The organism is Deinococcus soli (ex Cha et al. 2016) (genome assembly GCF_001007995.1).
GTDB lineage: Bacteria > Deinococcota > Deinococci > Deinococcales > Deinococcaceae > Deinococcus > Deinococcus soli.
Map to the genome: position 1 here is coordinate 1,983,593 of NZ_CP011389.1, position 15,000 is coordinate 1,998,592.

General features: G+C 71.4%; 6 protein-coding genes. 5 read left to right on the forward strand and 1 reads right to left on the reverse strand.

The window, feature by feature from the left end; translation table 11 throughout:
* Positions 1-59 precede the first annotated feature (59 nt).
* The 5 genes from SY84_RS09855 (at position 60) to SY84_RS09875 (ending at position 13,837) form a co-directional block, all read left to right on the forward strand.
* A complete protein-coding gene (locus tag SY84_RS09855) occupies positions 60-2,951 on the forward strand; it encodes a DUF11 domain-containing protein (protein ID WP_052751104.1) in 2,892 nt (963 codons plus the stop codon).
* Positions 2,952-7,769, forward strand: coding sequence for a DUF11 domain-containing protein (locus SY84_RS09860; protein ID WP_046843862.1), 4,818 nt, complete (start codon positions 2,952-2,954; stop codon positions 7,767-7,769).
* 13 nt (positions 7,770-7,782) lie between these two features.
* Positions 7,783-10,398, forward strand: a complete 2,616-nt coding sequence (locus SY84_RS09865) for a DUF11 domain-containing protein (RefSeq protein WP_052751105.1) — start codon at positions 7,783-7,785, stop codon at positions 10,396-10,398.
* A gap of 128 nt (positions 10,399-10,526) precedes the next feature.
* Complete coding sequence (gene ung / locus SY84_RS15915; protein ID WP_052751106.1) at positions 10,527-12,803, forward strand: uracil-DNA glycosylase; 2,277 nt, start codon at positions 10,527-10,529, stop codon at positions 12,801-12,803.
* Positions 12,800-13,837: a DNA topoisomerase IB gene (locus SY84_RS09875; RefSeq protein ID WP_046843863.1), complete on the forward strand. Its 1,038-nt coding sequence runs from the start codon at positions 12,800-12,802 to the stop codon at positions 13,835-13,837. The genes ung and SY84_RS09875 overlap by 4 nt, the downstream gene beginning before the upstream one ends.
* Before the next feature lie 253 nt (positions 13,838-14,090).
* On the opposite strand, the gene SY84_RS09880 is transcribed toward SY84_RS09875, so the two are convergent.
* Positions 14,091-14,999: an IS4 family transposase gene (locus SY84_RS09880; RefSeq protein ID WP_046845116.1), complete on the reverse strand. Its 909-nt coding sequence runs from the start codon at positions 14,997-14,999 to the stop codon at positions 14,091-14,093.
* Position 15,000: the final 1 nt, after the last annotated feature.

A 15,000-nucleotide genomic window follows, 5' to 3' on the forward strand; every position in this document is an offset into this window, starting at 1 on the left:
TGTCCCGCCCACAACAGCAGAAACCACCTTCACCGATCCCCCTCATTCCGGGAGGCCCCGTGCGAAACCCCCCACTTCCCTCCGCAGCACTGAAGCTGCTGGCTCGCCTGACCCTGGCGCTGCCCCCGGCGCTGCTCGGCGCGGCCCACGCCGCCGGTACCCCCGCCGGCACCGTCATCCAGAACACGGCGACCCTGGAATTCACGCCGCCCGGCGAGCCGCCCGTGCGCGTGCCCACCCCGCCCGTCACGACGACCGTGCAGGCGGTCTGCTCGGTCAGCGCCCTGCCCAACGGCACGGTCGCGCAGCCCGGGCAGAGCGCGGCGCTGCTGCCCGGCGAGAGCACCACCTTCCGGTACGTGGTCACGAACACCGGCAACGCTGCGAACACCGTGACGCTCGGCGTGCGGCCCGACGTGGCGTCGCAGTTCACGCCCGGCGACCTGAGCGTGCACCGCGACGCGAACGGCAACGGCCAGATCGACCCGGACGAGGGGGCCCTGACCAGCCTGACCCTGGGCGCCGACGCGGGCGCCACGCTGCTCGTGCGCGCGACCACGCAGGCCAGCGACCGCGGCGCGGCCTACCCCAACCTGCTCGTCCGCTGCGGCAGCAACGTGCGCGGCCTGGACGGCGAGACCGACGAGGACAACGTCGCGCGCCTGACCGTCAGCGACCCGCCCGCCCTGACGCTGGAGAAGACCTTCACGCCCGCCACGCTGCGCCCCGGCGACGAGACGACCGTCACCCTGACCGCCCGCAACGCGGGCAACGGCCCGTCGCGCGCCGTGACCGTCACGGACGTCCTGAACACGCCCGAACTGCGGGACTTCGTGTTCGTGAGTGGCAGCGCCCGCCTGAGCGGCAGCGCCGCCCCGGCCGCCACGGCCGAGTACAGCGCCGACGGGCAGGCGTGGCAGGCCGCCGAGACCAGCCCCGTCGCGGGCATCCGCGCCCGCGTGGACAGCCTCGCGCCCGGCGCGACCCTGACCCTGACCTTCCGCCTGCGCAGCCCCGAGGTGACCGGCACGCGCCGCAACGTCGCGCAGCTGCGCAGCGGGGACATCAGCGTGGACGCCCCCGCCGACGTCACCCTGCGCTACCAGCCGCTGATCGCGCTGGGCCCGCTCGGCAACCCCCAGGCACTGCCCGGCGGGGAACTCAGCAGCGACGACCTCCAGCGCAGGGCCAACGCGCTGCTGAACACCGAGGTCTGCTTCCCGCACACCGCGCAGAACCTCGGCGACCGCACCGACATCCTCACGGTCAGCGGCCGCGTCGAGACCGGCGAGGGCACCCTCCGCTTCACGGAGCGTGACGGGACGCCCATCGCCGAACCCTTCCGCACGGACCTCGCGCCGCAGGGCACGAAGGACTTCAACGCCTGCTACGTGCCCACCCGGGCCAACGTCAGCTCCGCCACCGAGGCCTTCCGCGCCGTCCTGACCGCCACGAGCAGCCGCGGCGCCGCCGACAACCTGACCGTGGACGTCCTGACCACCGTCGCGCCCCTGACCCTGAACCCCGTCAAGAGCGGCGACGTCAGCGGACTGGTGGAACCGGGGCAGCTGCTCACGTACCACCTGCGACTCACGAACACCCAGAGCTTCCCCCTGACCGACGTCGTCGTGCGCGACTCGCTGCGCAACCTGCTGGTGTTCGACGCCAGCGGCACCCTGATCCGCACCGACCTGCTGGACTTCGTCAGCGCCGACCAGGGCGGCACCCTGGAGGGCGAGACGGTCGTGTGGCGCCTGGCCCGCCTGGACCCCGGGCAGAGCTTCGACCTGACCCTGCAGGTCCGCGTGCCGCAGGGCACCCCGGACGGCGCGCGCGCCGTGAACGTCTTCACGGTGAGCAGCGGCGAACTGCCCGACCCCGTCCCCAGCAACCCGGTCGTGAACGGCGTGTTCCGCAGCGGCAACCTGACCCTGGTCAAGACCAGCAGCCCCGCCGTGGTCGCCTACGGGCAGACCATCACGTACACCTTCACCGTCACGAACCGCAGCGCGACCGGCGTCCTGGAGGCCCTCAAGGTGCAGGACACCCTGCCCGCCGGCCTGACCTACGTGGAGGGCAGCAGCCTCCTGAACGGCACCGAGATCACCCCGGTCGTCACGGGCCGCACGTACGTCTGGGAGATCCCCGGCCTGGCGCCCGGCGCGAGCGCCGTGATCACCTTCGACGCGGTCGTCACGCCCGACGCCGGGACGCAGATCCGCAACAGCGCCATCGCCACCGCCGTGAGCAACAACGGCGAGACGCAGACGCCGCCCAGCAGCGCCGTGAACACCATCGACCCGCTGATCTTCGGGCGCAACACCGCCGATCTGGTCGGGTACGTGTTCCAGGACGTGAACCGCAACGGCATCTACGACCGCGCCGTGGACGTCCCGGTCCTGAACGCCCGCGTGATCCTCGCCGGTGGCCGCGCCGCGCTGACCGACGCGCAGGGCCGCTACCACTTCCGGAACCTCATGGAGGGCGAGGCGGCGCTGCGACTCGACCCGAACAGCGTCGCGCACGCGCCCCTGAGCGTCCCGCAGGACGCCGGACGGCCCGGCAGCCGCCTGATCTACGTGCGGAACCTGACCAGCGCCGACTTCCCGCTGGCGCCCGACGCCGGCGACATCGCCGTGGTGCGCGACACCACCCTGCGCGTGACGAGCACCCTGCCGCTCCAGACGCCGCAGACCCTGACTGTCCGCAAGCAGGTGTTCGAGCAGGAGCCCGGCGTGTACCTCGTGCAGCTGACCCTGGGCGCCAGCGCCGAGCTGAGCGGCGTGGAACTGAATGACCCTCTGCCCCAGGGCGCCGAACTGCTGGACGGACAGAACGCCCTGACCTTCACCACCCTCCCCGGCGGCGAGCGGATCCTGACCTACCGCTTCCGCTGGGCCGGGGATCTCAAGGGCGCCGTGACCGACCCGGCCGCCCGCTGGAGGTACTGAGTGAAACGCGCCATCACCACCCTGACCGCGGCCCTGCTGGGAACGGCCGCCGCGCAGGACATCGCCACCTCGCTCCCCCTGACCTCGGTCGGTGACCGGCTCATGTGGACGGTCGGGGATCAGGATCTGCGTCTGGTCGTGGGCCTCAGTTCGCGCGTGCAGCTCGACGTGTACGGCGCGCAGTTCGACCCGGCCGACTACCGCACCCCGGACCAGTACGGCGACGAGAACTACGACCCCGCCCCCAAACTCCCGGTCGGCAGCACCTTCACGCTGCTCGGCGCGGACGGGCAGGTCGTCCGGCAGCAGGAATTCGGGCAGGGCGCGCAGGACTGGCAGACCTTCCTGAACAGCGACCTGCAGGCCGGCACGTACACCCTGCGCGTGCGCACCCAGGGCAACGGCAAGAACACCTTCGCGCTGCGCCTGACGTCCGTCAGTGCCGCCGTCGAGGCCGACCACCTGAACGTCACGGTGCGCAGCAACGACTGGGTGCCCGCCCTGAACGTCTACAACCCCGGCGGGCCCATGAGCATCCGCATGTACGACGGGGACGGCCCCGGCGAACTGCAGGGCGAGCTGCGCGACGCGCAGGGCAACGCCTACCCCGTCAAGGTCAGCGGGCAGCTCCAGTGGGACGAGATCAACGTGCCCGAGGACCAGGGCAACTACACCCTGTACCTGCGTCAGCCGCCCAGGACCTTCCAGTGGTCGAACTCGGTCGGCTTCGAACTGAGCACCGGCCCGATCAAGATCGTCACGGCCGACACCACCGGCAAGCTGGATATCCGGGCCGAACTGGTCCTCCCGGACGAGACGCTGCCCACCCAGGCGAACGTCACGGTGGGTGAACAGACCTACGCGGTCAATGGGCAGGCCGGGCCCTTCACGCTGCCCGCCCGCGAGTACCCCGTGCAGGCCGAGCCGGTCAAGGGAGCCGAGGTCAGCGTCAACGCGCCCGCCGCGACCGTCACGAAGGGCCAGACCGCGCGCGTGGCCGTGCAGGTCAAACCCAGCCTGAACCTCAGCTTCACCGCCGACAAACCCGAGGTCTGCGTGGGCGACGTGGTGACCTTCACCGCGCGCGCCACCACCGACTTCGAGCGGCAGACCCTGCCCGCCAGCCTGCGCGTGGCGCTGCCCGCCGGGTTCGAGGCGCAGGGCGAGACGAGCGTCACCGCCCGCGTGGACGCCGCCCACCCCGGCGTGCTGACCTTCGAGGCCCGCGCCGTGGCCGCCACGCAGGGCGAGGCCCGCGCCACCCTGGCCCCCTGGAACCAGACCCGGACGCTGGGCGTGCAGGTGCTGCCCAGCGCCACCCAGATCGAACTGCGCCGCGCGCCGCTGGCCGCGACCCTCCCCGGCGAGACCGTCACCGTGACCCTCACGCTGCGCAACACCAGCGCCGCGCCCGCCCCCTTTGAGCTGACCGACCAGCCCGGCGAGACCCTGGAAGCCCTGGACCCCACCAGCTTCAGCGGCGAACTCCAGCCCGGCGAGGAGAAGACCCTCAGCTACCGCGCCCGCGTCAAGGGGACGGGCGGCGAGCAGGGCCAGCTCAGCGCCACCCTGACGAGCAACTGCGCCACGCAGCAGGTCGTGGGCGGCACCATCGGCGTCACCACGCCCCCGCCCCCCGCGCCCACCCCGGTCGTCACGCAGACCCGCGAGAGCACGGTCCGCATTCCCTACGACGTGCCCACCACGCGGAACGCCACGCAGGTCATCGTGGCGCACCAGCCGCCCGCCGGGGCCAGCTACGTGCCCGGCAGCAGCCAGCTGAGCGGCCGCCCCCTGGCCGACCCGCAGGTGGGCGCCAGTGGCAAGCTGTACTGGACGACGCCCGGCGCACCCCGGGGCGTCCTGACCTACCGCGTCACGCACGAGGGCAGCCTGCCCGCCCTGCAGAGCCCCACCCTGGTCGGCCGGTACGCCGGGGGCCAGGTCAGCGTCCTGGTCGGCGAGGGTAACCTGGACGACCTGAGCGCCCTGCAACCGGTGGCCGTCGCGCAGACCCGGGAGAACGGCGGCGCGCTGAAGCTCCCGCTGGACGGCGCGGTGTACCGCGACCGCGACCGCGTGACCGTCGTGGTGGAAAGCCCCGAGGGCAGCGAGGAACTGCCCCGCATCAACGGCGTGCCGGTCGATCCGGCCAGCCTGGGCCGCAGGGCGGTGGACGCCGAGCGCGGCACGCAGCGCCAGGAGTTCTACGGCGTCGCGCTGCGCAGCGGCGAGAACACCCTGACCTTCGCCGGGCAGACCGTCCGCGTGAACCTGGCGGGCACGCCCGTCAGCGCCGAATTCAGCGGCCAGCAGCTCATCGCCGACGGCGTCACGCCCATCCGCGTCGGCATCCGACTGACCGACGCCGCCGGGATCGGCACCGCCAGCGGCAACGTCACCGTGCAGGCCACCCTGGAACCCACCCAGCCCGACGCGCAGCCCCGCGTGGTCAGCTACCAGGTGAAACTGACCGACGGCGAGGGCGTCCTGGAACTCGAACCGCTCGCCGCGCCCGCCCACTTCGACGTCCGCGTGCGCCTGGGCGACCGCGTGATCAGCAAGGGCTTCGAGGCGCTGCCCAGCCGCACCCGCGTCGGCATCGGCATGCTCAGCGTCGGCGGCATCCTGGGAAGCAGCGGCGTCGCCGCCGGGGAAGCCCGCGCGCAGGGCTACCTGGAAACGCCCATCGGGGACGGCAAACTGTACATCGCGGCCAGCGGCGCCCTCACCGCTGACCGCACCGCCAGCGGCCCCACCACCGTCCGGCAGGACCGCGACCAGGGCCTGCCCACCACCGCCAACCCCCTCCAGCGCTACCCCACCCACGGCGACAGCAGCACCGAGACCGTGCCCCTGCAGGGCATCGACCCGGTCGCGGCGCGCTACGAGCACCCGGCCTTCTCGGTCAGCTACCGGCAGGCGCCGCTGCCCATCGACGTGTTCACCGTCGGCGTCACGCCCACCGCCCTGAGCGGCTTCACGCGCGGCGCCCCCGCCCAGCTGTCCGGCTTCGTGGCCGCGCTGCCCGGCGACCTGAAACGCGTCACGCTGGACGCCAACGGCCTGCGCGCCCTGCCGCTGCCCGACCAGGACCTCGCGGCCGACAGCGAGACCGTCACGCTGCTCCTCACCGACCCCGTGACCGGCGCGCAGGACCGCCGCCCGCTGGCCCGACTGAGCGACTACACCCTGGACCCCGCCGCCGGCGTCCTGTACCTCCAGCGGCCCCTGAATCTCCTGGACGACCAGGGCCGCACCGTGCGCGTCGAGCTCAGCTACCGCCTGAACGACCCGCTCGGCGCGCGCACCCTCGCCTGGGGCGTGCAGGGCAAGTACCGCGTGACCGACACCCTGAGTGTCGCGGCGGCCGCCGTCAGCCTGGACGGCGTGACCAGCGTCGGCGCACGCGCCCGCTACGACGACGGGACGCGCCGCGCCGACCTGCTCGCCGCGTACGCCGCGCAGGGGACCCTGGTGGACGGCAGCGCCAGCGTGCAGGGCGACCGCTTCGCCCTGAGCGGCAGCCTGCACTACCAGACCCCCGGCTACGCGGGCCTGAACGCCAGCACGCCTGGCCTGGGTGCCGCCGCGGACGCCAGCTACCGCCTGACCGACCGTTTCGCGCTGAACGCCCGCGCCACCTACGCCGCCACGCCCGCCGCCGGCAGTACCCCCGCCACCAGCGGCGGTACTGCCGACCTGCGCGGCCTGTACACCTTCTCGCCGTTCACGCTGGGCGCCGGGATCCGCGCGGGCTTCGGGGACCAGCAGGGCGTGGCCGCCATCGTCAGCGCCGCCTACGCCCGCAGCGGGCTGGGCGTGCAGGTCGACCACGTGCAGGCCATCAGCGGCACGCTGGACACCACCACCACCGTCAAGGCCAGCGTCCCCGTCGCCGAGAACGTCACCCTGACCGCCCGCGACGACATCACCTGGGGCGAGGGACAACGCGCCAGCCTGGGCCTCACCACCCGCCTGGGCGGCACGAACCTCAGCGTGAACTACGACCTGCCCGGCGCGGACGGCTGGGGCAACCGCGCCCGCATCGGCGTGGACACCACCCTGCCCGTCAGTGACCGCGCGGCGGTGGACCTGCGCGGCAGCCTGATCCTCGACACCGACGGCGACCCCCGCAATGACAGCAGCTGGAACGCCGGGGTGGGCGTGCGCTACAAGGCCGACACCCTGAGCGCCACCCTGGCCGCCGACGCCGCCCGCACCGACGCGGGCTTCAGCGTGGCCCTCAAGGGCGGCGCGACCTACAGCGTCAGTGACCAGCTCACCGTCAGCGCCGAAGGTCACCAGATCTTCGGTGTGGGCGCCGGGGCGAACCACGCCGTCTCGGGCGCGCTGCGCGCCGGGCCCTGGCAGGGCCTGAGCTACCTGCGCTACAAGGACGGCGCGCTCGCGGGCGGCACCCCGGAACTGATCGGCGAGGCGAACGTCGAGTACCACGTGCCCCGCTACGCCCTGCGCGCCGGACTGGCAGGCCGCGCCCTGCTGGCCCAGCCGGGCAGCGCCACCTACCAGGGCAGCCTGAGCGGCACGTACTACGTCACGGACCGGCTGGGCCTGGGCCTCGCCGCGCGCGGCCTGGTGCAGCCCGCCACCGGCAGCACCCTGCTGAGCGCCGGAGTGGAAGCCAGCTACCGCGCGCTGCCCGGCACCTGGCTGACCCTGGGGTACAACCCGGTGGGGTTCCAGGGCATCGGCACGAACGTGTACACCCGCCAGGGCGCGTACCTGCGCCTGGACCTGATGCTCGACGACGGACAGAGTCCCGCCCCCGCGCCCGACACCACCGGGGGGCGCTGACGTGAGGCCCCGCATGCACATCCTGACCACCCTGCGGCGCCTTCTGCCGCTGGCCGCCCTATCCAGCCTGAGCCTCGCCGCCGCGACCACCTGCACCGCCGCCGCGCCCTGGGTGCAGAGCTTCAACAGCAACGCCGCGCTGGGCAGCGTGCAGAACCATGCGTACGTCACGGACGTGAACACCGTGACGAACACCGCCGGGAAGTACACCTTCTGGAAGGACATCGACCGCACCGGCAACGGCGGCTACGCCCTGTACCTGAACGTCGCCAACTTCGAGGGCAAGAGCGGCGCGCTGCTCACCACGCCCCGCGTGCTGTTCCAGCAGGTCGTGAACGTCCCCACCGGGTCGCGCCTGACCTACCAGAACTACGCCCGCACGCACGCCACCACGCCCAGCCAGCTGCGCTACGAGTTCGTGGACACCGCCACCGGCGCCCTGCTGGCCAGCATGAACGGCAGCGTCCTGACGACCGGGTACACCCTCCAGAGCGTGCCCGCCTTCAGCGCGCCGGGCAGTCAGGTCACCGTGAAGGTCCTGACCCTGAAAGACGGCGTCAGCGGCGACGCGAACGTCCTGAAACTCGACGACCTGCAACTCAGCTGCGCGCCCCAGCCCCAGCTGACCCTCACCAAGGGCAGCAACGGCCCCTGGACCGTGAACCAGAGCGGCGCCGCGTACACCCTGACCGTCACGAACAGCGGCAGCGCGGCCACCTCGGGCAGCGTGACCGTGAAAGACCAGCTGCCCACCGGGATCGGCGCGCCCGCCTCCTTCACGCCCGCGACCGGCTGGACCTGCACCACCAGCGCCGGACTCGTGACCTGCACCGGCACCCCGAACCTGACGGTCGGCGCTACCGCCACCTTGAGCGTGCCCGTCACCGTCGCCGCCGAGGCGGCCGGGACGGTCACCAACCGCGCCAGTGTCGGCGGGGGCGGCGACCCCCACCCCACCCCCGACCCCGGCACCTGCACGGGTACAGGCGGGCAGTGCGCGGTGAACACCACCACCGTCACGACCACCGCGCCCGTCTGCTCGAAGGTGTACGCCCTGGCCGTCGCGCCCGGCGGCACGAACCTGAGCGGCGTGACCATCAACGAACTGGACGTCACCACGAATGCGGTCGGCACACAGATCGCCGCGCTGAGCGGCACCGGATCCGCGATCACCTCAGCCACGCTGGGCGTGTCACCCGACTCGAAACGCTTCTTTGTCGCCGCGGACGGCAGCAACCGCCTGTGGGTGTACGACACCACCCTGCGCGGCTGGTACGGGGGCGGCACCTTCACCGGCGTGAGCGGCCGACTGGTCCGCATGGCCGTCACCGCCGGCGGCACCGGCTACGCCATGGATTCCGGCGGGAACATCTGGTCGTTCGCGACCGGCAGCGGCAGCGGGTACGCCGTGACGTCCCTGGGCGCCCTGACCAGCACCTCCAGCGGCGCGCCCAGCTTCAAGGACAACGGGGACTTCTTCGCGGACAGCAGCGGCAAACTGTACATGATCAGCGCCGTGACCGGCTCGAACGCCATCGACCTGTGGCTGGTCACGCCGTCCGGCAGCAGCGCCAGCGCCGAGTACCTGGGGAACTTCAGCAGCCCCGCGCAGGACTCGCAGTTCAACGGGATCGCCGCCGCGCCGGGCGGCATCTACGCCCGTGACAACCTGGGCCGACTGGTGAAACTGGACCTCGCCAACGTCACGTACACCCCGGTCGGCACGGCCACGCTGGGGTCCACCGACCTGGCCAGCTGCACGTACCCGGTCCTGGCCCCCAGCCTGAACGCCGTCAAGAGCGTCACCAAGGTCGCGGGCACGGGCGGGGACAAGGTGCAGCCCGGCGACACCCTGGAGTACCGCGTCGTGATCCGCAACGGCGGCACCCTGCCCGCCGGGGGCGTGACCTTCAGCGACGCCCTGCCCGCCGGAACGACCTACGTGCCCGGCAGCGCCCGCGTGAACGGCGCGACGAGCACCGTCACGAACGGCGCGGGCACCAGCCTGGGCGGCGCGGCGTACCCCTTCGCGCAGCCGGTCGGCATCTGCTCTGGGCCGACCACGCCCTGTACCACGCAGGTACTGAAGATCGACAGCACGCCCGCCACGCTGGACAACGAGGCGGTCGTGACCTTCCGCGTGACCGTGAACGCACCCGCCAGCTACCCGGCCAGCGTGCGCAACACCGCCCTGGTGCGCTACGCGGGCGGCCCGAACGGTGGCGTGCCCAGCAACGAGGTCGTGACGCCCGTCTTCGAACCGGCGCGCCTGACCGTCACGAAGACCGTGCAGAACCTCACGCGGGGCGGCCCGGTCGGTACGAGCAGCAGCGGTAACCCCGGCGACGTCCTGGAGTACTGCATCGCCACGACGAACGTGGGCGGCCTGAACGCCACGAACATCAGCTTCAGCGACATGGTGCCCGCCAACACGGCCTTCCAGGTGGGCGGCTTCGCGGCCGGGCAGGACATCCGCGTGGTCACGCCGACCGGCACGGCGTACTACACCGCCGCCGCCGACGGGGACGCCGGACTGCTCAGCGGCGGGAAGGTCACGGTGCAGGGCGGCAGCTTCGTGCTGGCCCCCGCCCAGACCGTCACGATCTGCTTCCGCGCCAGCATCCAGTAGAGGCCAGCCGAGCCGCGGGCCGCTTCCCGGACGGGGGGGGCGGCCCGCGTTCACGTGTCCTTGAGGCGCGCTGAAGACGGGGCGCGGGCGTACCGTCCCGCCTGGCCGGGTGGGGGAGAGTGACCGCTATGCTCGGCGGCACCCAACTCGTGTGGTTCAAGAAGGACCTGCGCGTGCACGATCACGCGCCGCTCGCGCGGGCCGCGGAGCGTGGGCCGGTCCTGCCGGTGTTCATCTACGAGCCCGAGCAGCTGACGTACGAGGAGTTCGCCGGGCACCACCTGACGTACCTGAACGAGTCCCTGCGGGAACTGGACGCCAGCCTGCGCGCGCTGGGCACCCCGCTGGTCGTGCGGGTGGGCGAGGCGGTGGCTGTCCTCGACGAGCTGCGCGAAGCCCACGGCGTGACGGCCGTGTGGGCGCACGAGGAGACCGGCAACGGCGTGAGTTTTCAGCGCGACCGCCGGGTGCGGGCCTGGGCGCGGGCGCGCGGGCTGCCCCTGACGGAACTGCCGCAGAACGGCGTGATCCGCCGCATGAGGAACCGCGACGGCTGGGCCGCCACCTGGGAGGAACGGCTGGGTGCCCCGCAGGTCGCCGCGCCCGCGCAGCTGAGCGGCGTGGACGCCGACCCCGGCGGCCTGCGGACCCACGCCGAACTGGGCGTGCCCGCCAGCGCGAAGACCATCCCGCCGGGGGGCCGCGCCGCCGCGCTGGACACCCTCGACTCGTTCCTGACGGCGCGCGGCGTGAACTACATGCGCGAGATGAGCAGCCCCCTGAGCGCCGAGAGGAGCTGCTCGCGCCTGAGTGCGCCACTGGCGTTCGGGACCCTCTCGCTGCGGGAGGTGCTTCAGGCGACCCGGCAGCGCCTCGCGACCGTCAAGGGTGACCCCGAGGCCGACCCGCGCTGGGTGCGGTCCCTGCGCTCGTACGAGTCGCGGCTGCACTGGCACTGCCATTTTCTACAGCGCCTGGAAAGCCAGCCGGACATGGAATTCCGCACCCTGAACCGCGCCCTGGACGGCCTGCGCGAGCACGAGTGGACCCCGGACTTCTTCGACCGCTGGCAGGCCGGGCAGACCGGCTACCCCCTGATCGACGCCTGCATGCGCATGCTGCGGGAAACCGGCTGGCTGAATTTCCGCATGCGCGCCCTGCTCGTCAGTTTCGCCACGCAGCACCTCTGGCTCCACTGGCGCCAGCCGGGGCTGTTCCTGGCGCGCGAGTGGCTGGACAACGAACCCGGCATCCACTGGTCCCAGATGCAGATGCAGAGCAGTACGGTCGGCATCAACCGCGTGCGCATCTACTCCCCGACCCGGCAGGCGCGCGAACAGGACCCGGACGGGGTGTTCCTGCGGCGCTGGCTGCCGGAACTCGCGGACGTCCCCACCGACTTCATCCACGCGCCCTGGGAGTGGAGCGGCGCCGGACGCCTGAGCTACCCGCCGCCCATCGTGAACGAACACGAGGCCGGACGCCGCGCCCGCGCCCGCATCAGCGCCGCCCGCGCCAGCCCGGCATTCGAGGCCGAGGCCCACCGCATCTACGCGAAACACGGCAGCCGCAAGAAGGCGGACCTGCGCGCCGAAAGGAAAGCTCAGGGTCTGCCCGACAAACCCCCACCCCCCCGGCGGCCCGCTGCCGTAAAAAGGAACATCATGAGTGATCAACCCGATCTGTTCGGCCTGGCTCCGGCCGCCCCGAAGGCCGTCCTGCCCGCTGGCCTCCCCGCCGACTGGCAGCAGGCCCTGCACGGCGAATTCAGCGCCCCGTACTTCCACGAGCTGAAGGACTTCCTGGTGCAGGAACGCCGCGCGGGCAACGTGTTCCCGCCCGCGCCGGACGTGTTCAATGCGCTACGCTTCACGCCGCTGGAGGACGTGAAGGTGCTGATCCTGGGCCAGGACCCCTACCACCGCCCCGGTCAGGCACACGGCCTGAGCTTCAGCGTCCGCCCCGGCGTGACCATCCCCCCCAGCCTGCGCAACATCTACAAGGAACTGACCGCCGACCTGCCCGGCTTCACCCCACCCCGCCACGGATACCTGAAGGCCTGGGCCGAGCAGGGCATCCTGCTGCTGAACGCCGTCCTGACCGTCCGCGAGGGGCAGGCGAACAGCCACGCCAACAAGGGCTGGGAGCACTTCACGGACGCCGTCATCCGCGCCGTGAACGACAAGCCCGACCGGGTCGTGTTCGTCCTGTGGGGCGCGTACGCCCGCAAGAAGAAGAAACTCATCACCGCGCCCCAGCACGTCATCATCGAGTCCGCGCACCCCAGCCCCCTGAGCGAGGCGAAATTCTTCGGCAGCCGCCCCTTCAGTCAGGTGAACGCCGCGCTTGAGGAGGCGGGTCTCACGCCCATCGACTGGCAACTGCCCATGCAGGCCGAAGAATGACCTCCCGCACCGAACTCCTCGCCGGGGAGTACCTGCGCCGCGAAGGCAGCGACCCCAAAAAATTCAGGTACTTCTGGCCGGACGGCACGCCATACAAGGACAGGGCGGGCATCGAACGCATCGCCAGGCTCGCCGTCCCCCCCGCCTACGGGGACGTGTACGTCAGCCCCGACCCGGACGCCGAACTCCAGGCCTTCGGCCGCGACGCCGCCGGACGCCTCCAGTACCGCTACCACCCGGACTTCGTGCAGGCGGGCGCGCTGAAAAAATGGCAGCGCCTCACCCGCTTCGCCGGGGCGCTCGGCACCCTCAAGACCGTCACCGCCGGTGACCTGCGCGCCCAGGGCCTGCCCCCCCGCAAGGTCACGGCCCTCATGACCCGCCTGCTGCACGTCGCCCGCTTCCGCGTCGGCAGCGACATCTACGCCCAGCAGCACAAGACCTACGGCCTCAGCACCCTGCGCCAGCGGCACGTACAGGTGGGCGGGAACATCGTCACCTTCCACTTCAAGGGCAAGCACGGCATCACGCAGCACAAGGCCACCACCGACCGCACCCTCGCCACGAACATCACCCGCCTGCTCGACCTCCCCGGCCCCTGGCTGTTCCAGACCACAGATGCCGAAGGTGCGCGTAGGCGCGTCCGCAGCGGCGAACTCAACGCGTACCTCAAGGAAGTCATCGGCCCCTTCACCGCCAAAGACTTCCGCACCTGGGGCGGCACCCTCCTCGCCGCCGAATACCTCGCCGAAGCGGGCGTCGCCGACACCGAAAAACAGGCCCGGCAGACCCTCGTCGACTGCGTCAAATACGTCGCCGCCGACCTGGGCAACACGCCCGCCGTCACCCGCAGCAGCTACATCTGCCCCGTCATCTTCGACCGTTACCTGGAAGGCAAGATCCTCGACGACTACGAACCCCGCGCCACGAAAGGCGAGAGCGACCTCGACGGCCTGACCCGCAGCGAAGCCGCCCTGAAACGCCTGCTGGAAAGCGAGAAGACCCTCAGGACACGGCGGAAGAAAGCGGCGTAATACCTGCCTGAACAGCTATTCTGGCCTTCTTGAACACGAATGACCCGCAGGTACAATTCCAGATCGCTCTTCGGAACGGTAAATTTGGCACCCTACGGCCCCAGACTCAGAAGGCAACCGTTCTTCAGTTGCTGCCCAAGATCGAGCCTGGAACAGTTGATGGTTTCTACTATCAAGCTCTGTACCGGACATCTTGCCTTCAAGCCGCGCCTGGCGCGTGAAATGGCGTGCTCAGCAGCCTGATCAGTGCGGGTCACTCGGGGAGATTCCACCGCAGGGCATGGCACAGCCGCTCCGCGCCGTACCGCACGAGGCTCATGGCCGCCCGGCCATGAGCCTTCACCTTGACCGGAACCTGCGCCTGGAGCCACACGCCCACCCGGAGGCAGCTGATCCAGGCCAGGACGACCAGCCCGAACAGACGTTCCAGCCGGTCCGGGCGGGTGATGCCGGTCCGCTCCACATCGAACCCGCGGACCTTGAGGCTCGCAAACGTGCACTCCACCGACCAGCGAGCCCGGTACAGCACGCAGGTGTCCCACACGCTGAAATCCGTGGCAATGGCCACCAGGTCCCCTGCGGGGGACCTGGTGGCCACGACCTGCATCACCTCACCGTAGACGTTGGCCCGCTCGGCGAGGCACCGCACCTCCCCGACCTGCAGATCTCCAAACCACGTGTCCACGCGCAGCTCGTCCACGACGGCGTTCTTCCGGATGCGGATGGCCCGTTTGATGCCCTTGCGCCTCAGGAAGCGGAACCACTCCCCACCGATGAACTCCCGGTCAGCGACCAGGCCCTTCCAGCGGCCCGCTGGAAGGGCCTTCAGGAGTCGTGAGACCAATTGGATGCGCCGGACCGGGCCGCTGTTGCCGTCGTGATCGAGAGCGGTCCAGACGAGCGGCACCGTGTACCCGTGCACCACAACGCCGAGGACCAAGAGGTTCAGGGGCAACTCGCCACGCTCCCAGGTCGTCCGGTCCATGCTGAGCAGCAGTTTCCCAGGGGGCAGCAGGGCCAGCAGGAAGGCCAGGAACACCGGTCCGGTCAGCTGGGGATCCCGACATCCTCGTTCCACCCGGCGTTTCTTCGCGTCGAGGGAGCTTGCCCCAGGCAGGTGGGCGCACAGGTCACTCTGGTTCACGCTCCTCGCGGTCACCATC